Source organism: Herbaspirillum sp. GW103 (genome assembly GCF_000261365.1).
Lineage (GTDB): Bacteria > Pseudomonadota > Gammaproteobacteria > Burkholderiales > Burkholderiaceae_D > Herbaspirillum.
The window spans coordinates 191,759-216,712 of record NZ_AJVC01000001.1; the positions used below are offsets into that span (position 1 = coordinate 191,759).

The following is a 24,954-nucleotide window of genomic DNA, read 5'->3' on the forward strand; positions in this document are numbered from 1 at the left end:
GGATGGCGCAAGCGCCTGTGGATAAATCAGGCCGCCGTCAATGCAGCATGGCCCCGCTGATCACCGGCTCCACCGGTGCCGCACCGGGGGCTACCGACGCGTGGTGCATCACCAGGCGCCAGCCCAGGGCAGTCTTGAGGTAGACATTGGTGGCGATGACGTGCACGTCGGGTTGCGGCTCGCCGCCGTGGTCGATGTCTTCCACCACGCTGTGCACGGCGGTCATCATGTTCTGGGTGGCGTGCAGCTGGCGCGGGCGGATATGCAGGCCGCCGTTGGAGAGGATGTCTTCCCACACGGCGCGGATGTCCGCATGGCCGACCAGGCGTTGTGCGCCGGGATGGATGCAGACGATTTCCTCATCCTCGGCCCACAGGTCCATCAGCGCGTCCAGATCGGCGCGGGCCAGGGCGTCGTAGTAGGCAGCTTCGATTTCATCGGGCGAACCATGGATCAGTTTGTTGCGGGACATGAGAATCTCCGGATCAGATGAAAAGAGGGCCTTGTGGGCCCTCTCGTGTCTGGTGCGAAACCTGAATCTTAATGGCCTTTGACCACGGTGCCCGGTTTGAGCTGGTACTGGGTTCCGCAGTAAGGACATTTGGCCGCGCCGTGCGCGTCCAGTTCCAGGAACACGCGCGGGTGCGAATTCCAGGCCGACATGCTGGGGTTGGGGCAATGGGCCGGGAGGTCCTTGCCTTCGAGCAGGATCACGCCCTGCGATGCTTGAGCTTGGCTCATGTTGTTCTCCGTTGCTTGCAATTGACTGAAGTTGATACGTGAAAACCCGCGCTGATCGGCCGCGCTTACACCAGCGTGAGCCAGTGCTTGTACTGCGGTGCCCGGCCCGAGACCACGTCGAAGAACAGGGTCTGCAGCTTCTCGGTGATGGGGCCGCGGGCGCCGTTGCCGATGATGCGGCGATCCAGTTCGCGGATCGGCGTGACCTCGGCGGCGGTGCCGGTGAAGAAAGCTTCATCGGCGCAATACATTTCGTCGCGGGTGATGCGTTTCTCGATGACCTCGATGCCCAGGTCGCGCGCCATGGTCAGCACGGCGTCGCGGGTGATGCCATCCAGGCAGGAGGCCAGGTCGGGAGTATAGATCTTGCCGTTCTTGACGATGAAGACATTTTCACCCGAACCTTCCGAGACGTAGCCGTCGGTATCCAGCAGCAGGGCTTCATCATAGCCGTCGGCCAGCGCTTCCTGGTTGGCCAGGATGGAATTGATGTAGTAGCCGCTGGCCTTGGCGCGCACCAGCGAGACATTGACATGATGGCGGGTGAAGGAAGAGGTCTTCACGCGGATGCCCTTGTTGATGCCGTCCTCGCCCAGGTAGGCGCCCCACGGCCAGGCGGCGATGGCCACGTGGATCTGGTTGCCCTTGGCGGACACGCCCAGCTTTTCCGAGCCGATCCAGATCAAGGGGCGGATGTAGCAGGATTCCAGCTTGTTCTCGCGCACCACCTGGCATTGCGCCTCGGCCAGGGTGGCCTGGTCGAACGGAACTTCCATCTGGAAGATCTTGGCCGAGTTGAACAGGCGCTGGGTATGCTCCTTGAGGCGGAAGATGGCCGTGCCTTCCGGGGTCTTGTAGGCGCGCACGCCCTCGAAGACACCCATGCCGTAGTGCAGGGTGTGGGTCAGTACGTGGATGGTGGCGTCTCGCCAGTCGATCAGCGCGCCATCCTTCCAGATCTTGCCGTCGCGGTCAGCCATGGACATGGTGGTCTCCCTCTGTGCAGTGATTGCAGATTTCCTGAAATGGACCTCAGTTCGGTCATGAAGAACTGAGCAAAGAGCTCCATTCTAGCGGATTCACGCGAGTAAAAACTTTCATCTGTAGAATGAAAGTACTGAGCGAAAATGCACACATCACCGCGCGCCCCGACGCCGGTCGCGTCATCCATCCCGTCACGGAACAAGCATGCAGAAGGAGACAGGCGAGGACGATTCAGGAGCAGCGCCGCGCACCCACGCGCCCGATTCCGAAGCCGCCCGCCGCATCGAGAAGGAAGCTTTCCAGGAAGGCTGGCGCGCCAGTGCCTCGACCATTCCGGCCGTGCTGGCCTGGGGCATGGTCTCGGGCATGGCCATGGTCAAGTCGGGACTGACGATCTACCAGTCGCTGGGCATGAGCCTCCTGGTCTACGCCGGTTCGGCCCAGTTTGCCGCGCTGCCGCTGCTGGCGGCCGGGGTGCCGCTCTTGGTGGTGTTCTTCACGGCCATGATCGTCAACCTGCGCTTCGTGATCTTCTCGGCGGCGGTGGCGCCGCACTTCGAACATCTGCCCTGGTATCGCCGGGTCTGGTACGGCTTCTTCAATGGCGATATCTCGATGGCCTTCTTTCCGCAGCGCTATCCTCCGTCTACGTTTCATCAACCCGCTGGCAAAGTCGGTTATTTTGCGGCGATCTGTTACCCCGGCTGGCTTGCCTGGCAATTGGGGGCGACCATCGGCATCCTGCTGGGCAGCCAGATTCCGGAAAGCTGGAACATCGGCTTTGCCGGCACCCTGGCCCTGATTGCGGTGATGATTCCGATGACCAGCAGTCTGCCGGCCCTGGCCGGCGTGGTGGTGTCGGGCACGGTGGCGGTGCTGGCGCTGGGGCTGCCCTACCGGCTGGGCCTGTTGCTGGCCATGGTGCTGGGCATGGCCACGGCAATGCTGGTCGACAAATTGCTTCCCGGTAATGATGGCGATGCGGAGGCGGCAGCATGAATGAGTGGTATGTCTGGGGTGCCATCGTGCTGATGACCGTTTCCACCGTCATCACCCGCAGCGGTTTCTTCCTGTTCGGCCATGCGGTCAAGCTGCCACCTCGGCTCAAGCATGCGCTGAGCTATGCGCCGGCGGCCGCCATGGCGGCCATCATCTTCCCCGATCTGGTGACCACGGGCGGTGCCGTCGAGATCAGCCTGGCCAATCCCAAGTTGCTGGCCGGCATCGGTGCCGGCGCTTTCTTTTTGGCAACACGTCATCTTTTGGGAACTATTGTGGCAGGAATGTCACTCTTTACACTGCTGCGCTGGTTCTTGTGAAGTTTTGCGCAGATCCGCAGGCGCCGCTCCGGATGTTGTTCAGGCTGCCAAAAAGCCGTCAGGAGCGGGTCAGGCTGGAGTAAAATACGACGTTTTTCGCCCCCTTCTTCGAATTCCTACCTATGAAATTCAACCGACTGAGCGATCTGATTTCCGCTGGCCAATTGCAAGGCAAACGCGTCTTTATCCGTGCTGATCTGAACGTCCCGCAGGATGATGCCGGCAATATCACCGAAGATACGCGTATCCGCGCGTCGGTCCCGGCCATTCGCGAGGCCCAGCAGGCAGGTGCTGCAGTGATGGTGACCTCCCACCTGGGCCGTCCCACCGAAGGCGAGTTCAAGCCCGAGGATTCGCTGGCCCCGGTGGCCCGGCGTCTCTCCGAACTGCTGGGCAGTGAAGTCAAGCTGATCGCCAACTGGGTTGATGGCGTGGATGTGCAGCCGGGCCAGGTCGTGTTGCTGGAAAATTGCCGCCTGAACAAGGGCGAAAAGAAGAACAGCGACGAGCTGGCACAAAAGATCGCCAAGCTCTGCGATATCTACGTCAACGATGCTTTCGGTACCGCACACCGTGCCGAAGCCACCACCTATGGTGTAGCCAGGTTTGCCCCCATCGCCTGCGCCGGCCCGCTGCTGGCCGCCGAGCTCGATGCCCTGGGCCAGGCACTGAATCAGCCGGCCCGTCCGCTGGTGGCCATCGTGGCCGGTTCCAAGGTCTCCACCAAGCTGACCATCCTGAAGACCCTGGCCGAGAAGGTCGACAATCTCATCGTCGGTGGCGGCATCGCCAACACCTTCATGCTGGCTGCCGGTTTGAAGATCGGCAAGTCGCTGGCCGAGCCTGACCTGGTGGATGACGCCAAGGCCATCATCGAGTTGATGGCCAAGCGCGGCGCTTCGGTGCCCATCCCCACCGACGTCGTGGTGGGCAAGGAATTCTCCCCGACCGCAGCGGCCACCGTGAAGGCGGCCAGCGACGTGGCCGACGACGACATGATCTTCGACATCGGCCCCGAAACTGCGGCCGCCCTGGCCGAGCAGCTGGGCCGCGCCGGTACCATCGTCTGGAACGGTCCGGTGGGCGTGTTCGAGTTTGACCAGTTCGGCCGTGGCACCGAGACCCTGGCCCGCGCCATCGCGGCTTCCCCGGGCTTCTCGATTGCCGGTGGTGGCGACACCCTGGCCGCCATTGCCAAGTACGACATCGCCGACAAGGTCGGCTACATCTCCACCGGTGGTGGCGCTTTCCTGGAATTCCTGGAAGGCAAGACCCTGCCGGCTGTCGAGATCCTGCTGCAACGCGCGCAGTAAGCATGACCGGCGCTGCGCCCTGTTGCCGGGCGCGGCGCCCGGCTGTTCCATCCGGATTCTGAGTCTGTAGCACCACCAATGATGAACGCGTCCGAGACGCGCGTTCGGGGCGGAAGCTCTCCGCCTGATCGGCCCTGCATCGGGCCGGGCAGCGGGCTTCTATCACCAAGTCGCAACCAGAAGGTATTCATGTCCAGAGCAACAAAAATCGTCGCCACCATCGGTCCCGCTTCCAGCGACCGTGAGACCCTGACCCGCATGATCCGCGCCGGCGTTGACGTCGTGCGCCTCAATTTCTCGCACGGCAAGCCGCAGGACCACATCGACCGCGCTACCCTGGTGCGCGAAGTGGCCGACGAATGCGGCAAGAAGGTCGCCATCATGGCCGACCTGCAAGGTCCCAAGATCCGCGTGGGCAAGTTCGAGAATGGCAAGATCATGCTGGCCAACGGCGACAAGTTCATCCTCGATTCCGATTGCCAGATGGGCAACCAGGAACGCGTGGGCCTGGACTACAAGGCTCTGCCGCGTGACCTGAAGGGCAACGACATCCTGCTGTTGAACGATGGCCTGATCGTGCTCAAGGTCGAGCGCGTGATCGGCAACGAGATTCACACCGTGGTCAAGATCGGCGGCGAGCTGTCCAACAACAAGGGCATCAACCGCCAGGGTGGCGGCCTGTCCGCACCGGCGCTGACGGCCAAGGACATGGACGACATCAAGACCGCCATGAGCTTCCAGGCTGATTACGTGGCCGTGTCCTTCCCCAAGAACGCCACCGACATGGAAATGGCGCGTCAGCTCTCCAACGTGGCCGGTGAGCCCTTCGGCCACAAGCCGATGATGATCGCCAAGATCGAGCGCGCCGAAGCCATCCCCCTGCTGCAGGAAATCCTGGATGCCTCCGACGGCATCATGGTGGCCCGTGGCGACCTGGCCGTGGAAGTGGGCAATGCCGCCGTGCCGGGCTTGCAGAAGCGCATGATCAAGATGGCGCGCGCCTCCAACAAGCTGACCATCACCGCGACCCAGATGATGGAGTCCATGATCGTCAACGCCGTGCCGACCCGCGCCGAAGTCTCGGACGTGGCCAACGCCGTGCTCGATGGCACCGATGCCGTCATGACCTCGGCCGAGACCGCCTCCGGCAAGTATCCGGTAGAAACCGTGGAAGCCATGTCGGCCATCTGCCTGGAAGCCGAGCGCTCCGAGAATGTGCAGCTGGATGCGGACTTCCTGAACCTGCGCTTTACCCGCGTGGACCAGTCCATTGCCTACGGCGCGCTGTTCACCGCGCACCACCTGCGCGTGAAGGCGATTGCCGCGCTCACCGAATCCGGTTCGACGGCGCTGTGGATGAGCCGTCACAACATCGATATCCCGATCTTCGCGATCACCCCCAATGTCGCCACGCGCCGCAAGGCGGCCCTGTTCCGCAACGTGCACACGCTGGAACTGGCCCAGGCGCCCGACACCGAAGCCATGTTGAAGGGCGCCCAGGATCTGCTGCTGGCGCAAGGCGTGGTGCAGAAGGGTGATCTCATCGTCGTGACCTGGGGCGAGCCCATCGGTCAGGTCGGCGGCACCAATGCGCTGAAGATCCTGCGCGTTGGCGAGTACTGATTTTTTCATCGTTCTGGAGTTTCATCATGCCTCTCGTATCCATGCGTCAATTGCTGGACCACGCCGCTGAAAACGGTTATGGCCTGCCGGCTTTCAACGTCAACAACCTGGAGCAGGTCACCGCCATCATGGAAGCCGCCAACGAAGTCGGCGCGCCCGTGATCATGCAGGCCTCCGCCGGTGCCCGCAAATATGCCGGTGAAGCCTTCCTGCGCCACCTGATCTCGGCGGCCGTGGAAGCCTATCCGCACATCCCGGTGGTGATGCACCAGGATCACGGCCAGTCGCCGGCCGTCTGCATGGCCGCCATCAAGTCCGGTTTCTCTTCGGTCATGATGGATGGTTCGCTGGAAGCCGACGGCAAGACCGTGGCCAGCTACGAGTACAACGTCGAAGTCTCGCGCAAGGTGGTGGAGTTCTCGCACGCCATCGGCGTGACCGTGGAAGCCGAACTGGGCGTGCTGGGTTCGCTGGAAACCATGAAGGGTGACAAGGAAGACGGTCACGGCGCCGACGGCACCATGACCCGCGAACAGCTGCTCACCGACGTGAACCAGGCTGCCGACTTCGTCAAGGCCACCCAGTGCGATGCGCTGGCCATTGCCATCGGTACTTCGCACGGTGCCTACAAGTTCTCGCGCAAGCCCACCGGCGACATCCTGGCGATTGATCGCATCAAGGAAATCCACGCCCGCATCCCCAACACCCACCTGGTGATGCACGGTTCGTCTTCGGTGCCGCAGGAACTGCTGGCCGAGATCCGCGAATTCGGCGGTGACATGAAGGAAACCTACGGCGTGCCCGTTGAGGAAATCCAGGAAGGCATCAAGCACGGCGTGCGCAAGATCAACATCGACACCGACATCCGTCTGGCCATGACCGGTGCGATCCGCCGCTACCTGTTCGAGAACCCGTCCAAGTTCGACCCGCGCGACTACCTCAAGCCCGCCCGCGAAGCCGCCAAGCTGGTCTGCAAGGCGCGTTTCCTGTCCTTCGGTTGCGAAGGCCAGGCTGGCAAGATCAAGCCGGTCTCGCTGGAAAAGATCGCCGAGAAGTACAAGAGCGGCGAACTGGCACAGATCGTCCAGTAAGCGCACAAGCGTTCATCGGCCTACGCCGGACGCAAGGCCCCACCGACCGGAATCGCCCTGAAAATGGCGATTCCGGTTTTTGACTTTACGAGAAGACCACCATGAGCAGTCTCTACAAATCCTCGATCACTTCCCTGCCGCTGTTGGGCACAGGCAAGGTCCGCGAAAACTATGCCGTCGGCGACGACAAGCTGTTGATCGTGACTACCGATCGCCTGTCGGCCTTCGACGTCATCATGAATGAACCGATCCCCGGCAAGGGCAAGGTCTTGAACCAGATGAGCGATTTCTGGTTCGACAAGCTGGGCCATATCGTGCCCAATCACCTGACCGGCGTCGATCCCGAGTCCGTGGTGAGCCCGGCCGAAGTGGAGCAGGTGCGCGGACGCGCCGTGGTGGCCAAGCGCTTGAAGCCCATCCTGGTGGAAGCCGTGGTGCGCGGCTACATCATCGGTTCCGGTTGGAAGGATTACCAGGCCACCGGTGCGATCTGCGGCATCCAGCTGCCGGCCGGTCTGCAACAGGCTTCCAAGCTGGAGCAGCCGATCTTCACCCCGGCCGCCAAGGCCGACCTGGGCGAACACGACGAGAACATCAGCTTTGAAGAAACCGAAAAGCGCATCGGCTCCGAGCTGGCCCACAAGATCCGCGACGTCGCCATCCAGCTCTACAAGGAAGCTGCTGACTATGCGGCCACGCGTGGCATCATCATCGCCGACACCAAGTTCGAATTCGGCCTGGACGACAACGGCGTGCTGCACCTGATGGATGAAGTGCTGACTGCGGACTCTTCGCGTTTCTGGCCGGCCGACAGCTACCAGGTCGGCATCTCGCCGCCGTCCTTCGACAAGCAGTTCGTGCGCGATTACCTGGAGACCGTCGAGGGCTGGCAGAAGACCCCGCCTGCACCGGCGCTTCCGGCCGATGTGATCGAAAAGACCGGCGCCAAGTACCGCGAGGCGCTGGAACGCCTCACCGGCGAGAAGCTCAAGGACTGACGGGGGCGGATATGAATGATACTGTCAAACCGCTGATCGGCGTGGTCATGGGCTCGTCCTCCGACTGGGAGGTGATGCAGAATGCGGTCGCCATCCTGAAGGACTTCGGCGTGCCCTTCGAAGCCCAGGTGATTTCTGCGCACCGCATGCCGGACCAGATGTTCGCCTACGCCGAGAGCGCCCGCGCGCGCGGGCTGCGCGCCATCATCGCCGGTGCCGGCGGTGCTGCGCACCTGCCCGGCATGATCGCCGCCAAGACCATCGTACCGGTGCTGGGTGTGCCCGTGCCCTCCAAGTACCTGCGTGGCGAGGATTCGCTGCTGTCCATCGTGCAGATGCCCAAGGGCATTCCGGTGGCCACCTATGCCATCGGTGAAGCCGGTGCCGCCAATGCGGCGCTCTCCGCCATCGCCATGCTGGCTACCACCGACGCGGCCCTGGCTGAAAAGCTGGAAGCCTTCCGCAAGACCCAGACGCAAGTCGCCCTCGACATGAAGTTGCCTGTATGACCCAGCAGTCCGCCTCCACCCTTCGTCCCGCCGTTCCCTCGACCACCCCGGCCACCTGGCTGGGCGTGATGGGCGGTGGCCAGCTCGGCCGCATGTTCGCCCACGCGGCGCAGAGCATGGGCTTCAAGGTCGCCGTGCTGGAAGCCGATGCCGACTGCCCGGCCGGGCAGGTGGCGGACCGCCTCATCAACGCCGCCTACGACGATGGCGCGGCGCTGGCGGAGTTGGGGGCGCTGTGTGCAGCGGTGACGACCGAGTTTGAAAATGTCTCGGCCAGGAGCCTGGCCACGCTGGCGGCGCAGACCTTCGTGGCACCGGCTGCGTCTGGTGTGTCGATTGCGCAGGACCGCACGGCCGAGAAGGCTTTCTTCACCGAATGCGGATCGCATTCCGGCGTGCTGCCGGCACCGCACCTGGTGATCAACAGCGAGGCCGACATCGATGGCCTCGATGCCAACCTGCTGCCGGGCATCCTCAAGACGGCCCGCATGGGTTACGACGGCAAGGGCCAGGTGCGCGTGCGTTCGGTGGAGGAAGTGCGCAGCGCCTTCGCCGCCATGAAGGGCGTGACCTGCGTGCTGGAGAAGATGCTGCCGCTGGCCTATGAAGTTTCGGTGCTGGTGGCGCGCGGGCATGATGGTCAGGCCGTGGTCTATCCGATTGCCGAGAACGTACATCGCGATGGCATCCTCTTCACCACCACCGTACCCGGCCCCAACATCAAGGCCGATGCCGCCGAGCGTGCGCAGCAGGCGGCTTTGCAGATCATCGGTGCGATGCAGTACGTGGGCGTGCTGTGCATCGAATTCTTCGTGCTGGAAGACGGCGCGCTGGTGGTCAACGAGATGGCCCCGCGTCCGCACAACAGCGGTCATTACACCATCGATGCCTGCGTCACCAGCCAGTTCGAACAACAGGCCCGCGCCATGGCGCGCCTGCCGCTGGGCGATACGCGCCAGCATTCGCCTTCGGTGATGCTCAACATCCTGGGTGATGTCTGGTACGAAGGCGAGGGCGATCAGCAGCGCGAGCCTGCCTGGGATCAGGTGCTGGCGCTGCCTGGTGCGCACCTGCACCTGTACGGCAAGGCCGAAGCGCGCCGTGGCCGCAAGATGGGCCATGTCACCTTCACCGGTGCCACCTTGGCTGATGCGCAGCGCCAGCTGGCAGCAGCCTGCGCCATCCTAGGCATCACGTTGTAAGCGAGGCGGGTGATGAACGACAAGCGCGCTTCTTCCACACCGGTCATCGATGCGGCAGCCATCATGTATGCCGCCCGCAAGCTGGAGCAGGGTGGCCTGGTGGCGTTCCCGACCGAGACCGTCTACGGCCTCGGTGGCGATGCCGAGAACCCGGCCGCGATTGCCGCCATCTATGCGGCCAAGGGACGACCGGCCAATCATCCGGTGATCGTGCACGTGTCGCCAGAAGCTGATATCGCTTACTGGGCCGCCTCGGTACCGGTGGAAGCGCGTCGACTGATTGCCTCGTTCTGGCCGGGTCCGCTCACGCTCATTCTCAAGCGTGCGGCGCACATTCCCGATGCCGTGGCCGGTGGCCAGGATTCGGTGGGGCTGCGTTGCCCTTCGCATCCGGTGGCGCAGGCGCTGCTGCGGGAATTCCGCGGCGGCAAGGGCGGTATCGCCGGCCCCTCGGCCAACAAGTTCGGACATGTCAGCCCGACTACCGCCGAGCATGTGCGCGAGGAATTCGGCAACGATGCCCACAGCCTGGTGGATTACGTGCTCGATGGTGGGCAGAGTGAAGTGGGCATCGAGTCCACCATCGTCGATCTGTCCCGCATCGACACGCATGGTCCGGTGCTGCTGCGTCCTGGCCAGATCAGCGCCGACCGTATCGCTGCGGTACTGGGCGTTCCCCTGGCCACGCCCGATGCCACTGCACCGCGTGCTTCGGGGACGCTCGATGCTCATTACGCGCCGCATACGCCGGTGGTGCAGGCGGCGGTGAGCGAGCTCCCTGATCTGTTGCACAGGCTGGCTGGCATCGGCCAGAAGCTCGCCCTGATTCAACGCCAATTCCGTGGCGAAGAGCTGCCCGCAGTGATGGCCACCCGTACCATGCCCCAGAGCGCCGATGCCTATGCCCATGACCTCTACGCCGCGCTGCGTGACATGGATCATGCCGGGGCTGACCTGATCGTGGTGGAGTCCTTGCCGCCGGCTGCAGAATGGCAGGGCGTCAATGACCGCCTGCGGCGCGCCGCTTTTGATTCGCTGGGTGTGCTGGCGCGGCTGCTGGAGCGCTGAACCGCAACACCGCAGCAGCGCACAGGCCATTGCACGCCACTAGCGCGACGGCGCTCGTATCGTGCTTGCAAAGCCCCCCGGCCTGGTCGCTGCAGTCCCTCCCTTGTCCGGCCCTATCCCGGTCTGCCGCTCTGGTACTGACTTTCGGGTCAGTACTCGGTTGCCAAAAGAAGACAAGCACGGTCGTGCTCTTCACATCTTCTATACAAACTGTGACAAAGCTGGCATAGTATCTCCACGAAATAGCACGCGCGTTCTTTTTGTTTCGTCAGCGTAAAAACGCGTATCCATCAGTTACGTGAACTTACGCAGAATAATGAAAAAACGGTAACCAGCCGTGAACCCAATCCCGTCAGACGCCAGACGTCGGGAATAAAAAATCCGGGCACTGCCCGCAACTCTTGGAGACAGCAATGCAAAAACAATTTTCCTTCCTGCCCAAAATCGCCGCCCTGTCCGTGATGGCGGCGTGCGCTGTACCGGCCATGGCGCAGACGGCGGGCAGCAATATCGTCAACCTGGGCTGGTTCCATCTGTCGCCGCAGGATTCCAGCGAGACCCTGCGCAAGAACGATGGTCCTGGCGCTGGCCCGGTCGCTGGTTCGGGCGCCACCATCGGCAACGCCGATACACTGGGTATCGCCTTCACCCACTTCTTCACCGACAACATTTCGCTGACTGCTGACTTGGGCATTCCGCCGACCTTCGAGCTCGACGGCACCGGCACGCTGGCCGGCGTGGGCAAGATCGGCCAGGCCAAGCAGTGGAGCCCGGCGATTGTGGCGAAGTATCACTTCGGTGATGCCAACAGCGCCTTCCGCCCCTTCGTCGGTGCCGGCGTGACCTACGTCTGGTACGACAGCGTTGAGCTGACCAATGGCTTCCAGAGCACCATCTCCAGCAAGTACACCAATGGTGCCGTTACCAGCGCCAAGTCCAGCGCCAGCCTGAGCTCATCGTGGGCGCCGGTGCTGACCGTGGGTGCCAACTACAACTTCGACAAGAGCTGGTCCGTGGGTCTGTCCGTGTCGTACATTCCCTTGAAGACGGATGCCACGATTACCACCGAGTTGCCAGCACTGGCCGGTGGTACTACGCACTCCAGCACCAGCCTGACGATCAATCCGATCGTGACCTTCCTGTCGGTGGGCTACAAGTTCTAAGACTGAAAACCCGCTGCAAAAAAATGGCGCCCGGAGCAAATCCGGGCGCCATTTTCATTGATGCGACCGGCAACAGCGCCGGCCCTGGTGTTCAGAATGTTTCGGTCTTGACGAAGCGACCATTGTGGAAGACCAGGGCAGCCTTCGGATCGACTTCGCAGTGTTCGACTTCACCGACGAAGATGACGTGGTCGCCTTCCGGGTACTGGCTGCGGTTGTGGCATTCGAACCAGGCCGAGGCGCCATCCAGCACGGGCTGGCCGGTGCGCGAGAGGGAGTAGGGCACGCCTTCGAAGCGGTTTTCCATTTTGCTGGCGAACTGTTGCGCCAGATGTGCCTGGTCGGCGCCGAGGATGTTGATGACGTAATGCGAATTGCCGGAGAACACCGGCAGGCTGTTGGCGCGCGTACCCAGGCTCCACAGCACCAGGGGCGGGTCCAGCGAGACCGAGTTGAAGGAGCTGGCGGTCAGTCCCAGCAGGCTGCCATCGGCCAGCCGGGTGGTGATGACGGTGACGCCCGTGGCGAACTGCGACAGGGCCTGGCGAAAGTGCGCCGCGTCGAACTGACGCGCTTCGGCGCGGGGGAAACGTGTGTGCATCGGGAGTCTGGTTGGAGGTCGAAGCGCCCGGTATTTGCCTTGCGGACAGCCGGTCAATGCGCAGAGATGCACATGATAGCGGATCGCGCGCAGTCTTGCCGTGTCGGCCGGTCACGGTTGCCTGGCAGCTTGACACTGCTTCACATCGACCGCACCTGAAGCACTGAATTGGGGTAAAGTTTGGCAACAAGCAACTTAACGGGAGAACATCATGGCCACGGAAATTGCAGTACTGGGCGGCGGTTGCTTCTGGTGCCTGGAAGCGGTCTACCAGCAGGTCAAGGGCGTGCAGTCGGTGGAGTCCGGCTATACCGGCGGCAGCGTCGCCAATCCCAGTTATGAACAGGTGTGTGGCGGTCAGACCGGGCATGCGGAAGTGGTCAAGCTGGCCTTCGATCCGCAGCAGATCAGCTTCCGCGAGATTCTGGAAATTTTCTTCACCATCCATGATCCGACCACGCTCAACAGACAGGGCAATGACGTGGGCACGCAATATCGTTCAGTTATTTACTATCAGGACGACATCCAGCACGACACGGCCAGACACATCATCGCCGAGATGGCGCTCGTATGGGACGCCCCCATCGTGACCGAACTCTCGCCGCCGCAAACCTATTACCGTGCCGAGGACTACCATCAGAACTACTTCGTGCAGCATCCCTTTCAGGGGTACTGTGCCTTCGTGGTGGCGCCCAAGGTGGCCAAGCTGCGGGAGGTGTTTGCCGAGAAGAGCAAGCCTGAATAAAGCCTCGCTGCGCGTCACTACGTACCACGTATGACGTACAACGGGCCTGCCCCCGGAAGAGGGCAGGCCCGTTGCTTTATGGAGCTGGCGAATGCTTATTGTTGTGCGTAGATGTACTTGCGCGACCAGGGCAGCTGCTGTGCGCTGCGGGCGGCCTTGGTGCAGATGACCTGATACAGCGAAATCCAGTCACGTTCGAAACCGTAAGCACTGCCGGCCAGGTAGACGCGCCAGATGCGGTAGCGCTTCTCGTCGGTCGCGCGATGGATGGCCTCGGCATTGGCTTCGAAATTGTCGGCCCAGATACCGCAGGTGCGGGCATAGTGGCGCCGCAGGTTTTCCACGTCAAAGGCTTCCAGTCCGCCTTCCTGCATGGTTCGTAGTACCGTGCTGATGTGCGGCAGTTCGCCGGCGGGGAAGACGTACTTGTCGATGAACTCACCGGCGCCATAGGGCGACTCGCCATTCTCGATGTCGGTGCTGGTGATGCCGTGGTTCATGGCCATGCCGCCATCGGCCAGCAGCTTCCTGATCTGGGCAAAATACGTCGGCAAATTCTTGATGCCCACATGCTCGAACATGCCCACGGAGGTGATGCGGTCGAAGGTGCCGGTGACGTCGCGGTAGTCCTGCAGGCGGATTTCGATGCGGTCGCTGAGACCGGCCGCTTCCACCCGCTCACGTGCCAGGGCGTACTGGTTCCTGGAGAGCGTCACCCCCACGCAGCGCGCGCCAAATTTCTGCGCCGCCCGCAATACCAGTGCGCCCCAGCCGCAACCGATGTCGAGCAGGGTCTGGCCGGGCTTCAACTGGATCTTCTGCAGGATGTGGTCGATCTTCTTGAGCTGAGCCGTGGCGAGGTCCTCGTCGCCGTTCTCGAAGTAGGCGCAGGAATACACCATGTTCTCATCCAGGAACAACTTGTAGAAGTCGTTGGAGACATCGTAGTGATACTGGATGGCTTCGGCGTCGCGCTTCTTGGTGTGCGTCACGTTGCGCACCATGCGGCCCAGCCGGCCCTCGGCCTTGAGGGTGTTGGAAGCCAGGCCGTTGGCGACCTGAATGATGCTCTTGACCTTGCCCTCGACCTCGATCTTGCCCTCGACGTAGGCCTCGCCCAGGTTGGCCAGCGAGGGCGTGAGCAGTGAAGTGATGGCTGAGGCATGCGGAACCTTGAGCGTGACTTCGGGCGTGCCGCTGCTGAAGTCGTAATGCTGTCCGTTCCATAGCTCCAGCCGCAGTGGCAGGGCCGACACGTTGCGAATGTTTTCTACCCAGGCGTCTAGCTTCTTTTCCCAAAACACGATGTCCTCCGCGTCAGTGATGAATGCTGTACGGCCCTGCCTGGCATGGGGATGTCGTCAGGGCTGCAGGCGCTGCCGTTGCCACTGGCCCGCATCGGAACGCGTATAGAGCACGCGGTCGTGCATGCGGGAGGGGCGGCCTTGCCAGAATTCAATGCGATCGGGAATCACGCGGTAACCGCCCCAGTGCTGCGGACGGGTCGGATGCTCCCCGAACTGTTGCTTGGTCGTTTCGTATTGCTGCTCCAGTGCCTCGCGGCTGGCCACGGTCCGGCTCTGCTGCGAGGCGATCGCGCCGAGCTGGCTGGCCAGCGGGCGACTGTAGAAGTACGCGTCGCTTTCTTCCATGCTCACGCGCTCGATCTTTCCTTCGATGCGGACCTGGCGTTCAAGTTCTACCCAGTGGAACAGCAGCGCCACGTAGGGATTTTCCGCTACATCGACGCCCTTGCGGCTGTCGTAGTTGGTAAACCAGGTAAAGCCCTGCGCATCGAACTGCTTGATCAGCACGATGCGCGAAGAAGGCCGCCCATCGGCCCCGACGGTGGCCACGCTCATGGCGTTGGGCTCGGGGACCTGGGCCTTGGTCGCTTCCTCGAACCAGACGGCAAACTGGTCAATCGGGTCGGCGGCCGTGTCGACTTCGGACAGGCTGGCGCGGCTGTAGTCTTTACGTAGGTCTGCTAACGACATGCTTCTTGCTCCTTGGGGAGTGGCGCTAGATTAGCGCGTTTCAAAATGTTTTGCAGAGCAGCAAAACGGCGAATGCGAGCCATTGTGCGGCCTGGCAGCCGATTGCTCCATGATCGCAAGCAAGGCGCGCCAATAAAAAAGCCGATGCATTATCGCATCGGCTTTCACGCCTGGTCTGGGCGGAACCAGGTCCCGCCCGTACCGGGAAAGATCAGTTGGTCTTGATGGCTTCGACCTGGATGGCCAGCTTGGTCTCCATCGAGAAGCCATATTTGGCACCGTAGTCGATACCGAAGTCGGCGCGGTTGAAGGATGCCGAGGCATCGCCGCCACAGACTTCGCGCTTGAGCATGGGATGCTGGATGCAGGTGAACTTGTTCAGGGTCAGGGTGACCGGCTTGGTCACGCCGTGCAGGGTCAGCTTGCCTTCGACCGTGGCCGGCTTGTCGCCGTTGAACTTGATCGTGCCCTTGTATTCGGCGGTGGGGTACTTGGCGACGTCGAACATGTCGGCGCTCTTGGCGTGATCGTTCATCTTGGCCATGCCGAAGTCGATCGAGGCGGTGTCGACAATGATGTCCACGGTGCCGGTCTTGGCGGCGCGATCCAGCGTGACGGTACCGCTGGTCTTGTCGAACTTGCCGCGCCAGATGGACACGCCCATGTGGTCCGCTTCAAAGCTGGGATAGGTGTGGCTGGGGTCGATGCTGTAGGTGTCAGCCGCGTTGGCGGAGACGGCGGCAGTGGCCGTGAGCAGAGCGAGCAGGAGGTGATTCAGTTTCATGTGTATTGATTCCTTGAGTGAGAAAAACCGCTGGGGAGCCCGCCCCTTGCAGGGCGGTGCGTCATGGCGCGGAACGACTTCTTGTGATGTTGTCGGGTCGAATTACTGGGCGACGATGTGGAACTTGATGCTCACCTCATCGGCCACCATGCCGGTGTCCTTCCATTCACCTTCGCCGATGTTGTAGGTCAGGCGCTTGATGGGGAGCACACCGTCGAAGACTTGCGCAGCACCGTCCTTCTTGACGGTCAGCGGGAAGCTGACATCGGTGGTCTTGCCCTTGATGGTCAGCTTGCCGGCCACGTCATACTTGCCTGCCCCGGCGGCCTTGATGCTGCTGCTCACGAAGCTGGCCTTGGGGAACTGGGCGGCGTTGAACCATTCCTTCTTCTGCACTTCCTTGTTGTACTCGGCTTCACCCAGGTCGAAGCTGGAGACGTCGATGTCCACCGAGGCCTTGCCCTGTTCCGGCTTGGCGGCGTCGAAGTCGATGGCGGCGTTGATCTTCTTGAACTTGGCATCGACCGGCACGTTCAGTTGCTTGAAGGTGGCGACGACGGTGCTCTTGGCGGCATCCACCTTGAGCGGGGCCGCCTGGGCGGAGAGGGTGAAGCAGGCCGTGGCGAGGGCCAGCAGGGTGGGTTTGAAGAAGCGGGAGGTGGTCATGGCGGGTTCCGTAAAAAAAACGAGCAATATGAATGTTCTTGCGTAACAAGCGGCTTGCAGGGCATCAGGGCAGCATGCGCTTGAAGATATTGTCGCGATCGATGAACTGATGCTTCAGCGCAGCCAGCACGTGCAGGGCAAAGGCGGCCAGCAGGGTCATGTTGAGCCAGTAGTGCACATCCTTGAGCAGCGGCTTGAGCTCAGGGCTGGGGGCCATGAGCACCGGCAGCGGCACCACGCCGAGATACACCACCGGAACGCCCGCAGAGAGGCTGTAGAAATAGCCCGAGACCGGAATGGCGAACATCAGCACATACAGCCCCAGGTGCAGACCATGCGCGGCCGATTGCTGCCAGCCCGGCATGTTGGCCGGATAGGCCGGAGCCTTGTGCGTGAGACGCCACAGCAGTCGTACGCAGACCAGGGCCAGCACGGTCACGCCCAGCCACTTGTGCCAGGAAAAATACTTCAGCTTGGTCGGCGTCAGGCCGGGAATGTTGACCATGGTCAGTCCCAGACCGAAGGCGGAGATGATCAACAGGGCAATCAGCCAGTGCAGCAGCACGGCGGGTTTGGTATAGCGTTCCATAGGATGTGGCGAGCGTAGGTGGCAGTTGGAGCGGCTGGCTCTGCAATGGTTCTGCAGGCGGGCGGGCCGGGCTGGCGTCGAGAAATCCCGAAAGATTCCTGGCGGCAAGCGATCATGCCACTTTTTTTGACCTTGCCGAGTATAAAGAGCTTTGGCTGCTCGCATTACTCGCTGAAATGGCACTTCAGCCGTCCGGTTTTGCGAGTAATCCTCAGAATGCTTCACGATTTTGATGGCATAAATGAAAAATGGCGCACATTGCTGTGCGCCATTCGTTCAGTTTGTGGATCTTGAAGAGGAACGATCAGATTTGCTTGGCCAGTTCCACGGCGGTGCCGATGTAATTGGCCGGGGTCATGGCCAGCAGATGATCCTTGGCCTCTTGCGGGATGGCCAGGCCATTGATGAAGTCGCGCAGGGCGTCCTTGGAGATGCCTTTGCCGCGGGTCAGCTCCTTGAGTTGCTCATACGGATTCTCGATGCCATAGCGGCGCATGACGGTCTGCACCGGCTCGGCCAGCACTTCCCAGGTGGCGTCGAGGTCGTCGGCCAGGCGTTGCGGATTCACTTCCAGCTTGTTCAGGCCGCGCAGGCAGCTGTCGTAGGCCAGCAGGGTGTAGCCGAAGCCCACGCCGATGTTGCGCAGCACGGTGGAATCGGTCAGGTCACGCTGCCAGCGCGAGACCGGCAGCTTCTCGGCCAGGTGCTTCAGGACCGCATTGGCCATGCCCAGGTTGCCTTCGGAGTTTTCGAAGTCGATCGGATTGACCTTGTGCGGCATGGTCGAGGAGCCGATTTCGCCGGCCTTGGTGCGCTGCTTGAAGTAGCCCAGGGAGATGTAGCCCCAGATGTCGCGGTTCAGGTCCAAGAGGATGGTGTTGGTGCGGGCCACGGCATCGAACAGCTCGGCCATGTAGTCGTGCGGCTCGATCTGGATGGTGTAGGGGTTGAAGGTCAGGCCCAGGCGCTTTTCCACGACATCCTTGGAGAAGGCGGCCCAGTCGGTCTGCGGGTAGGCCGACAGGTGGGCGTTGTAGTTGCCCACGGCACCGTTCATCTTGCCCAGGATCTCGACGGCGGCGATGCGCTTGGCTGCGCGTTGCAGGCGCGCCACGACGTTGGCCACTTCCTTGCCCAGGGTGGTCGGGCTGGCCGGCTGGCCGTGGGTACGCGAGAGCATCGGCACGGCGGCGTGTTCGTGGGCCAGCGCGGTGAGCTTGGCGATGACGGCTTGCAGCGAGGGCAGCAGCACGGTGTCACGCGCGGCCTTCAACATCATGCCGTGCGAGGTGTTGTTGATGTCTTCGGAGGTGCAGGCGAAGTGGATGAATTCGGAAGCGGCCACCAGTTCGGGCACATCCTTCACTTTTTCCTTGAGCCAATATTCGACCGCCTTCACGTCGTGGTTGGTGACGGCTTCGATTTCCTTGATGCGGGCGGCGTCGGCTTCGGTGAAGTCGGCGGCCAGCTTGTCCAGCAGCGCGCGCGCCTGGGCCGAGAACGGCTTGATCTCGGCAAAACCGGCTTCGGACAGCGCTTGCAGCCAGGCAATCTCGACCTTCACGCGATGGTGCATGAAGCCCGCTTCAGACAGCAGCGGACGCAGTTGATCGGTCTTGGAGGCGTAGCGGCCATCCAGCGGGGACAGGGCCGAAAGAGCAGAGAGGGACATGATGGAAAAGATGAAAACGGATGAGATGCGTTGACTGAAGATTGGCGAGTTTTGGCAGGCTTTTGTGCCAAAACCCGAACCGCCCGAGCCAAGCATTTTACCATCGGCACGCCGGACGGCCCAATTTTCCCGTCCGGCGCGGTCCGCAGGGACCGTTGCTTTCCGTTCCTGGCTTGATTCTTCATAAATTTGTCAGGAAATGCGAATGTTATAATCGAACGAGATCATTACTCCACACGCTATGCTAAAACTCATCGGCTCCAATGCCAGTCCGTTCGTGCGCAAGGTGCGCGTCGTGATGGCCGAAAAAAAGATCGATTACGAATTCCTCCTGGAAGATGTCTGGAGTGCATCGACCACCATCCAGGAAAGCAATCCGCTGGGCAAGGTGCCCTGCCTGTTGATGGATGATGGCGGTGCCATGTTCGATTCGCGGGTGATCGTCGAATACCTCGATACTCTCACGCCGGTAGGCAAGCTGCTGCCGCCGAACGGTCGCGAACGCGCCGAGATCAAGTGTTGGGAGGCGCTGGCCGACGGCGCGCTGGATGCGGCCGTGCTGGTACGTCTGGAAAAGACCTTGCGTCCAACCAAGCAGCAGAGTCCGGAATGGATCAAGCGCCAATGGAGCAAGGTCGAGGCGTCGTTGAAGGCGATGGCCGACGGCCTGGGGGAAAAGCCCTTCTGCGTGGGCAACCACTACACCCTGGCCGACGTGGCCGTGGGTTGTGCACTGGGCTGGCTGGCATTCCGTTTCCCGGACCTGGCGTGGCGCGAGGATCATCCCCAGCTGGCACGCCTGTTTGACAAGGTGTCGGAACGGGCCAGCTTCAAGGAAACCGTGCCGCATCTGTGAGGCAATGCAACATTGCCGTCCTGGTGATGGACCCATGAAAAAAGCGCGCCCGAATGAGCGCGCTTTTTGTTTGCCCGGGGCTGGCGATTACTCGCTGGCCGGGGACATCTGGCTTTGCAGGTAATTCTGGATGCCGACCTTGTCGATCAGATCCAGTTGGGTTTCCAGCCAGTCGATGTGTTCTTCGGTGTCGTCCAGGATCATCTGGAACAGTTCGCGCGAGACGTAATCGCCATGCTGCTCGCAGGTGGCGATGCCTTCCTTGACGGTCTTGTGGGCCGCCTGTTCCAGCTTCAGGTCGCATTGCAGCATTTCCTGGGTGTTTTCGCCGATCATCAGCTTGTGCAGCGCTTGCAGATTGGGCAGGCCATCGAGCATCAGGATACGGTCGATCAGCTTGTCAGCGTGCTTCATTTCGCCAATGGATTCGGCGTATTCCTTGGCGCCGATCTTGTCCAGGCCCCAGTGCTTGTACATGCGCGCATGCAGGAAGTACTGGTTGATGGCGGTGAGCTCATTGGTCAGTTGAGCATTGAGCAACTTGATGACTGCGGGATCGCCTTTCATGGGGATTACCTTTAAAAATGATGTGAGAGGAAAACCGCGTTAATTATGGGTGACGTATAGCTGCCGGACCGCGGACGGTCGGATGATAGTCGAGTTGGTTTGATTGTTCATCAAGAATTAGCAGTAATCATTCTTACCTTGATTGTCTCGTTGACTGAAAATCAAAAAAAAACCTCCCTCGCGACGCGAGGGAGGTTTTCCGGGAGCAGGCCCGCCTGGCAGGCGGATGCGGGGATGCGCCTTGCCGGGCAGCAGTCCCTGGTGGGCTTGCGACGGGGGATTACTTCTTGTCAGGATCGGTCACGAAACCGATCTTGGTGAGTCCCCCGGATTGCACGGCCGACATCACCTGCGCCACCTTTTCATACTGGGTGGTGCGCTCGGCGCGCAGGTGGATTTCGGGTTGCGGCTGCTTTTGGGCCGCTGTGGCGATGCGCACGCTCAATGCGCTGCTGTCGATCTTTTCCTCATTCCAGAACACGTTGCCGGCCGCGTCGATGGAAAGATTGATGCTTTCCGGCTTGACCTGGTCCGGCTGGCTGCTGGCCTTGGGCAGATCGATCTTGACCGCATGGTTCATCACCGGGATGGTGATGATGAAGATGATCAGCAAGACCAGCATCACATCCACCAGCGGCGTGGTGTTGATCTCGGGATTGAAATCGTCGTCCGAATCGGACAGGGAACCCATGCCCATCATGCCCTCCCGACGGCGGTCAGCTTGGCCTTGCCGCCATTGGGCTGGCCATCTTCACCGGCCGCGCGGGCACCGGTGACGAACAGGGCATGCAGGTCGAAGCCGAACTTGTTGAGCTTGGCGATGGTGGTCTTGTTGCCGCGCACCAGAGCGTTGTAGCCGAAGGTGGCGGGAATGGCCACGGCCAGACCCAGGGCGGTCATGATCAGGGCTTCGCCCACGGGACCGGCGACCTTGTCGATGCTGGCCTGGCCGGTGGTGCCGATGGACACCAGCGCGTGGTAGATGCCCCAGACGGTGCCGAACAGGCCAACGAAGGGTGCGGTCGAGCCGACCGAGGCCAGCACGGCCATGCCGGTCTGCAGCTTGCCGGAGGCTTCGTCGATGGCCTGGCGCAGCGACAGGGTGACCCAGTCGCTCACTGACAGCTGGTCATGCAGGTGACCCTTGTGGGCGGTGTGGTGGCTCATGGCGGTAACACCGGCCTTGGCCACTTCGGCGAAGGGATTTTCATGACCCAAGGTGGCGACGCCTTCTGGCAGGCTGGTGGTATCCCAGAACTGGTGACCGGCAGCGGCCGAGGCCTTGCGGAAACGCAGCAGCTGGAAGGCCTTGGTGAAGATCACGTACCAGGACGCAATCGACATGGCCAGCAACAGGACGGCGACGCCCTTGGTAACGAAATCGCCTTGGGCCCAGAGGCTTTCCAATCCGTACGGACTAACTTCCATGATGTTTCCTTCTATTTTTGGCTATCAGATGGGGAATGATGAAACGAAATGACTGCCTGGCCGGGAAAACCCCGGCCAGGCCAGATGCTTTGCTCAGTTCAGGCGGAAGGCCAGGCTGCCGACCGTGCTGACGGTGATCGCACGGCCGTTTTCGATGTACGGCTTGAAGACGGCGCGCATGATGGCGTTGCGGGCAGCATCATCCAGGCGCGAATAACCGGAAGACTTGGTGATCTCGACCTTTTCGGCACGGCCGCTGGTGTTGACCGTCACGCGGAACTCCACCACGCCTTCTTCACCCATGCGGCGCGAGACGCTGGGATAGGTCGGGTTGGGCTTCTCGATGTATTCGATGCCGGAGGTGATCTGCTTGGGCAGCACCGGTCCGGGCGGCGCGGCGGGCGCCGGGGTCGGCTCGGCGGCCACCTGTGGCGCCGGGGCGGCAGGCTGCGGCGGTTGCGGCGGTGCGGTGATGGCGGTCGGGGCCGGGGTTTCGGTCACCGGGATCGGTTTGGGCGGGGTCACGACCTTCTTGACGATCTTCACCGGTTTGGGCGGGGCCGGCTCGGCCTTGGGCGGCGCGGGTTCGGGCGCCTTCTCGGGGACGATGAAGGTGGCGATCACTTCCTTGGGAACGGCGCTGGCAACCTGGTGGACCAGGCCGCTTTGCAGCGCCCAGAAAAAGGCGATGTGCAACAGGATGATCAGGCCCAGGGGGCCGATCTTGCGTGCCTGGCGCATCAGGGCGCTGGGTGGGCTGATACTCATGAGAGACGGTGAAATGGCGTTCATTGATCTGAATCAGGCGGCGACCAGCGAGGGATGGAACACCATCGGACGCGCACCTTGCTGTGTTTGACGGGAACTGCTGAGGCATTCGCGCAGGACGTTCTTGGCGCAGGAATGGCATTTGCCGCAGCAAGTCCCCACGCCAAGCTGCTTGCGCAGCTCGGCCATGGAGGTCATGCCTGCGTCGACCGCCTGATGGATCTTGCCTTCAGAGATGTTGTTACAAACACATACGATCATTTTACGCCTTGCTGCCTGCTTCATCAGGCTCTTGTCTTGACGATGGCTAGGATCTCGCTCCTGCAACCATGCGCGAGAAGAAGTTGAATTTTTCCTGTGGCGGCATCGTCCGTTCCACCACATGCGCCCACTGTTCCGACAACTGCTGGCAGGTCGCCCGCAGCACCGGTGCCAGATTGGGCAAATCCGCCAGCGCCTTCAGGTGTCTTTCGATCACCGAAGCCAGCTTCACGCAGCTCTGCGTTTCCTGGCTGTTGTTGGCGGTGTAGTGCGACATCAGATGCAGCACGGCGGACACCAGAAGTTCAGGCTGGGCCGGTGCGTTGCTCGGTTCCACGAATGTGGACGTCATGTTCTCGTTGACCATCAAACTCTCCTCGCTGGGCTAGCTTGGCTGGCGGTGCGTCATGACGGACGACACTGGCTGGCCTGTTTATGGATCCACCTGGTCTTGATGCTGCCGGCTTACGCCGTCAGGATCAGCTTGTTCAACTGCGTCAGCCGCAGCTTGTAGATGCGGCCGCCATGATCGATCTCCAGTTCGCGCATCTGACGGAACAGGTCCGTGCTCTTGATGCGTGTGATCGGAGTCCCGTTGGCGGTCGTGCCCGGCTTGTTGCGACGGTCCATGCTGTTGTCGTTCAGTTGGCTCATTACAATCACCTCCTATTAAATGCGAACAATTCTTATTTAGATTATTTGCGATTTGCGGCGGGATTGCAAGTCCTTTTATCGCCCTGATTGATAATTTTTATCATTTAGGGTCTTGCGGGAAACACTTCAAGGCTAACAAGGCTGTCAAGCTTGCCCAAAAGAAAACGCCCCGCCGCGAAGTTCGCGCACGGGGCGTTCAAGAATTGCCTTGATGAAAGATCAGTCCGGCAGGGCAGCGCTTTCGATGATGCCGCCACCCAGACAGACGTCGCCGTCGTACAGCACTGCCGACTGTCCCGGGGTGACCGCCCATTGCGGCGTGTCGAAGGCCAGCGAGAAGCTGCTGCCGGCATCGGCAAAGCCACAGGGTACGTCAGCCTGGCGGTAGCGCGTCTTGGCCGACAGTGCCGGCAGTTGCGGCGCGTGGCCGGCCACCCAGCTGATCTGTCCGGCCGACAGCGTCGGCGAGAGCAGCCAGGGATGCTCATGTCCCTGGACGATATAGAGGGTGTTGTTGTCCACATCCTTGCGCGCCACGTACCAGGCATCGCCATGGCCATCGGCGTTCTGGTGCGCCTTCAGGCCGCCGATGCCGATGCCCTTGCGCTGGCCCAGCGTATAGAAGGACAGGCCCACGTGTTCACCCACGGTCTTGCCATCGGCGGTCTTGATGGGGCCGGGCTTGTAGGAAAGATAACGGTTCAGGAATTCACGGAAAGGCCGCTCGCCGATGAAGCAGATGCCGGTCGAGTCCTTTTTCTTGGCGTTCGGCAATTGCAGCTGCTCGGCGATCTTGCGCACTTCGGTCTTGTGGATCTCGCCCAAGGGGAAGACGGTGCGCGAGAGTTGCTCCTGGTTCAGGCGATGCAGGAAATAGCTCTGGTCCTTGCTGGCGTCGAGCGCCTTGAGCAGCTGGAAGTCACCCTGCGGCCCCTGGCGCACTCGCGCGTAGTGGCCGGTGGCGATCAGGTCGGCCCCCAGCTTCATGGCATGGTCGAGGAAGGCCTTGAACTTGATCTCGGCATTGCACAGTACATCCGGATTGGGCGTGCGGCCAGCCTGGTATTCGCGCAGGAATTCGGCGAAGACGCGATCCTTGTATTCGGAAGCAAAATTGACTGCCTCGATATCCACCCCGACCACATCGGCCACGCTGACCGCGTCGATCCAGTCTTCGCGGGTGGAGCAGTATTCCGAATCGTCGTCATCTTCCCAGTTCTTCATGAACAGGCCGATGACTTCATAGCCCTGTTCCTTCAGCAGCCATGCCGATACCGACGAATCCACGCCGCCCGACATGCCGATGACTACCCTTTTCTTGCTCATGTTGTTTCCGTTCAATGCGGCCTCCCGTA

Annotated in this window: 30 protein-coding genes; 12 read left to right on the plus strand and 18 right to left on the minus strand. The window is 61.6% G+C overall.

The features are described 5' to 3' along the window. Positions 1–37: 37 nt before the first annotated feature. From GWL_RS00805 to GWL_RS00815, 3 genes are all read right to left on the minus strand, one after another. On the minus strand, positions 38–472 hold the full coding sequence (locus GWL_RS00805; protein WP_008325570.1) for a nuclear transport factor 2 family protein: 435 nt from the start codon (positions 470–472) through the stop codon (positions 38–40). A 68-nt stretch (positions 473–540) separates the two neighbouring features. Continuing rightward, positions 541–741: a zinc-finger domain-containing protein gene (locus tag GWL_RS00810; protein ID WP_008325571.1), complete on the minus strand. Its 201-nt coding sequence runs from the start codon at positions 739–741 to the stop codon at positions 541–543. Positions 742–806: 65 nt separating this feature from the next. Further along, entirely contained in the window at positions 807–1,727 is a 921-nt protein-coding gene (locus GWL_RS00815) for a branched-chain amino acid transaminase (RefSeq protein WP_008325572.1), read from the minus strand. A gap of 202 nt (positions 1,728–1,929) precedes the next feature. On the opposite strand from GWL_RS00815, the gene GWL_RS00820 reads away from it, so the two are divergent. The 10 genes from GWL_RS00820 to GWL_RS00865 all read left to right on the plus strand — a co-directional run bounded on the left by GWL_RS00820 (position 1,930) and on the right by GWL_RS00865 (position 12,011). After that, on the plus strand, positions 1,930–2,724 hold the full coding sequence (locus GWL_RS00820; RefSeq protein WP_008325573.1) for an AzlC family ABC transporter permease: 795 nt from the start codon (positions 1,930–1,932) through the stop codon (positions 2,722–2,724). After that, positions 2,721–3,044 carry an AzlD domain-containing protein gene (locus GWL_RS00825; protein WP_008325574.1) on the plus strand — a complete coding sequence of 108 codons (324 nt, stop codon included), beginning with the start codon at positions 2,721–2,723 and terminating at the stop codon, positions 3,042–3,044. Before GWL_RS00820 ends, GWL_RS00825 begins: the two co-directional genes overlap by 4 nt. Before the next feature lie 122 nt (positions 3,045–3,166). After that, positions 3,167–4,357: a phosphoglycerate kinase gene (locus GWL_RS00830; protein WP_008325576.1), complete on the plus strand. Its 1,191-nt coding sequence runs from the start codon at positions 3,167–3,169 to the stop codon at positions 4,355–4,357. A 189-nt stretch (positions 4,358–4,546) separates the two neighbouring features. Then, positions 4,547–5,980 carry a pyruvate kinase gene (gene pyk / locus GWL_RS00835; RefSeq protein WP_008325578.1) on the plus strand — a complete coding sequence of 478 codons (1,434 nt, stop codon included), beginning with the start codon at positions 4,547–4,549 and terminating at the stop codon, positions 5,978–5,980. A gap of 26 nt (positions 5,981–6,006) precedes the next feature. Next, positions 6,007–7,071: a class II fructose-bisphosphate aldolase gene (fba, locus tag GWL_RS00840; protein WP_006461735.1), complete on the plus strand. Its 1,065-nt coding sequence runs from the start codon at positions 6,007–6,009 to the stop codon at positions 7,069–7,071. A gap of 101 nt (positions 7,072–7,172) precedes the next feature. Next, positions 7,173–8,069, plus strand: coding sequence for a phosphoribosylaminoimidazolesuccinocarboxamide synthase (locus GWL_RS00845; RefSeq protein ID WP_008325584.1), 897 nt, complete (start codon positions 7,173–7,175; stop codon positions 8,067–8,069). 11 nt (positions 8,070–8,080) lie between these two features. Then, entirely contained in the window at positions 8,081–8,578 is a 498-nt protein-coding gene (gene purE, locus GWL_RS00850) for a 5-(carboxyamino)imidazole ribonucleotide mutase (RefSeq protein ID WP_008325593.1), read from the plus strand. Next, entirely contained in the window at positions 8,575–9,780 is a 1,206-nt protein-coding gene (locus tag GWL_RS00855; RefSeq protein WP_008325595.1) for a 5-(carboxyamino)imidazole ribonucleotide synthase, read from the plus strand. Before purE ends, GWL_RS00855 begins: the two co-directional genes overlap by 4 nt. A 12-nt stretch (positions 9,781–9,792) precedes the next feature. Then, positions 9,793–10,848: an L-threonylcarbamoyladenylate synthase gene (locus GWL_RS00860; RefSeq protein WP_008325597.1), complete on the plus strand. Its 1,056-nt coding sequence runs from the start codon at positions 9,793–9,795 to the stop codon at positions 10,846–10,848. Positions 10,849–11,261: 413 nt separating this feature from the next. Next, on the plus strand, positions 11,262–12,011 hold the full coding sequence (locus GWL_RS00865) for an OmpW family protein (RefSeq protein WP_008325599.1): 750 nt from the start codon (positions 11,262–11,264) through the stop codon (positions 12,009–12,011). 91 nt (positions 12,012–12,102) lie between these two features. Here the strand turns inward: GWL_RS00865 and GWL_RS00870 are convergent, their stop codons facing one another. Then, on the minus strand, positions 12,103–12,612 hold the full coding sequence (locus GWL_RS00870; RefSeq protein WP_008325604.1) for a flavin reductase family protein: 510 nt from the start codon (positions 12,610–12,612) through the stop codon (positions 12,103–12,105). A 211-nt stretch (positions 12,613–12,823) separates the two neighbouring features. Here GWL_RS00870 and msrA point away from each other — a divergent pair, with 211 nt between their 5' ends. Then, positions 12,824–13,357, plus strand: a complete 534-nt coding sequence (gene msrA, locus GWL_RS00875) for a peptide-methionine (S)-S-oxide reductase MsrA (protein WP_008325606.1) — start codon at positions 12,824–12,826, stop codon at positions 13,355–13,357. 95 nt (positions 13,358–13,452) lie between these two features. On the opposite strand, the gene GWL_RS00880 is transcribed toward msrA, so the two are convergent. From GWL_RS00880 to purB, 6 genes are all read right to left on the minus strand, one after another. Continuing rightward, a complete protein-coding gene (locus GWL_RS00880; protein ID WP_008325611.1) occupies positions 13,453–14,661 on the minus strand; it encodes a cyclopropane-fatty-acyl-phospholipid synthase family protein in 1,209 nt (402 codons plus the stop codon). A gap of 57 nt (positions 14,662–14,718) precedes the next feature. Continuing rightward, positions 14,719–15,354: a pyridoxamine 5'-phosphate oxidase gene (gene pdxH / locus GWL_RS00885; RefSeq protein WP_008325612.1), complete on the minus strand. Its 636-nt coding sequence runs from the start codon at positions 15,352–15,354 to the stop codon at positions 14,719–14,721. Positions 15,355–15,565: 211 nt separating this feature from the next. Beyond that, on the minus strand, positions 15,566–16,138 hold the full coding sequence (locus GWL_RS00890; protein ID WP_008325614.1) for a YceI family protein: 573 nt from the start codon (positions 16,136–16,138) through the stop codon (positions 15,566–15,568). Positions 16,139–16,240: 102 nt separating this feature from the next. After that, on the minus strand, positions 16,241–16,804 hold the full coding sequence (locus GWL_RS00895) for a YceI family protein (protein ID WP_008325615.1): 564 nt from the start codon (positions 16,802–16,804) through the stop codon (positions 16,241–16,243). Positions 16,805–16,868: 64 nt separating this feature from the next. Further along, a complete protein-coding gene (locus tag GWL_RS00900; RefSeq protein WP_008325621.1) occupies positions 16,869–17,393 on the minus strand; it encodes a cytochrome b in 525 nt (174 codons plus the stop codon). A 304-nt stretch (positions 17,394–17,697) separates the two neighbouring features. Then, on the minus strand, positions 17,698–19,065 hold the full coding sequence (purB, locus tag GWL_RS00905) for an adenylosuccinate lyase (protein WP_034349750.1): 1,368 nt from the start codon (positions 19,063–19,065) through the stop codon (positions 17,698–17,700). Between the two features lie 241 nt (positions 19,066–19,306). On the opposite strand from purB, the gene GWL_RS00910 reads away from it, so the two are divergent. Then, positions 19,307–19,921: a glutathione S-transferase family protein gene (locus GWL_RS00910; RefSeq protein ID WP_008325623.1), complete on the plus strand. Its 615-nt coding sequence runs from the start codon at positions 19,307–19,309 to the stop codon at positions 19,919–19,921. A gap of 87 nt (positions 19,922–20,008) precedes the next feature. Here GWL_RS00910 and bfr read toward each other — a convergent pair whose 3' ends face one another. The 8 genes from bfr to mnmA form a co-directional block, all read right to left on the minus strand. Continuing rightward, a complete protein-coding gene (gene bfr, locus GWL_RS00915; RefSeq protein ID WP_008325625.1) occupies positions 20,009–20,488 on the minus strand; it encodes a bacterioferritin in 480 nt (159 codons plus the stop codon). A 280-nt stretch (positions 20,489–20,768) separates the two neighbouring features. Next, positions 20,769–21,185, minus strand: coding sequence for a biopolymer transporter ExbD (locus GWL_RS00920; RefSeq protein WP_008325633.1), 417 nt, complete (start codon positions 21,183–21,185; stop codon positions 20,769–20,771). Continuing rightward, positions 21,185–21,916: a MotA/TolQ/ExbB proton channel family protein gene (locus GWL_RS00925; protein WP_008325634.1), complete on the minus strand. Its 732-nt coding sequence runs from the start codon at positions 21,914–21,916 to the stop codon at positions 21,185–21,187. Before GWL_RS00925 ends, GWL_RS00920 begins: the two co-directional genes overlap by 1 nt. Before the next feature lie 93 nt (positions 21,917–22,009). Next, positions 22,010–22,708, minus strand: a complete 699-nt coding sequence (locus tag GWL_RS00930) for an energy transducer TonB (protein ID WP_008325637.1) — start codon at positions 22,706–22,708, stop codon at positions 22,010–22,012. Between the two features lie 9 nt (positions 22,709–22,717). Next, a complete protein-coding gene (locus tag GWL_RS00935; protein WP_008325638.1) occupies positions 22,718–22,945 on the minus strand; it encodes a bacterioferritin-associated ferredoxin in 228 nt (75 codons plus the stop codon). A 46-nt stretch (positions 22,946–22,991) separates the two neighbouring features. After that, a complete protein-coding gene (locus GWL_RS00940; protein ID WP_008325640.1) occupies positions 22,992–23,312 on the minus strand; it encodes a hypothetical protein in 321 nt (106 codons plus the stop codon). A 98-nt stretch (positions 23,313–23,410) separates the two neighbouring features. After that, positions 23,411–23,599, minus strand: a complete 189-nt coding sequence (gene hemP / locus GWL_RS00945; RefSeq protein ID WP_008325641.1) for a hemin uptake protein HemP — start codon at positions 23,597–23,599, stop codon at positions 23,411–23,413. Between the two features lie 219 nt (positions 23,600–23,818). Further along, positions 23,819–24,925: a tRNA 2-thiouridine(34) synthase MnmA gene (mnmA, locus tag GWL_RS00950; protein WP_008325643.1), complete on the minus strand. Its 1,107-nt coding sequence runs from the start codon at positions 24,923–24,925 to the stop codon at positions 23,819–23,821. Positions 24,926–24,954: the final 29 nt, after the last annotated feature.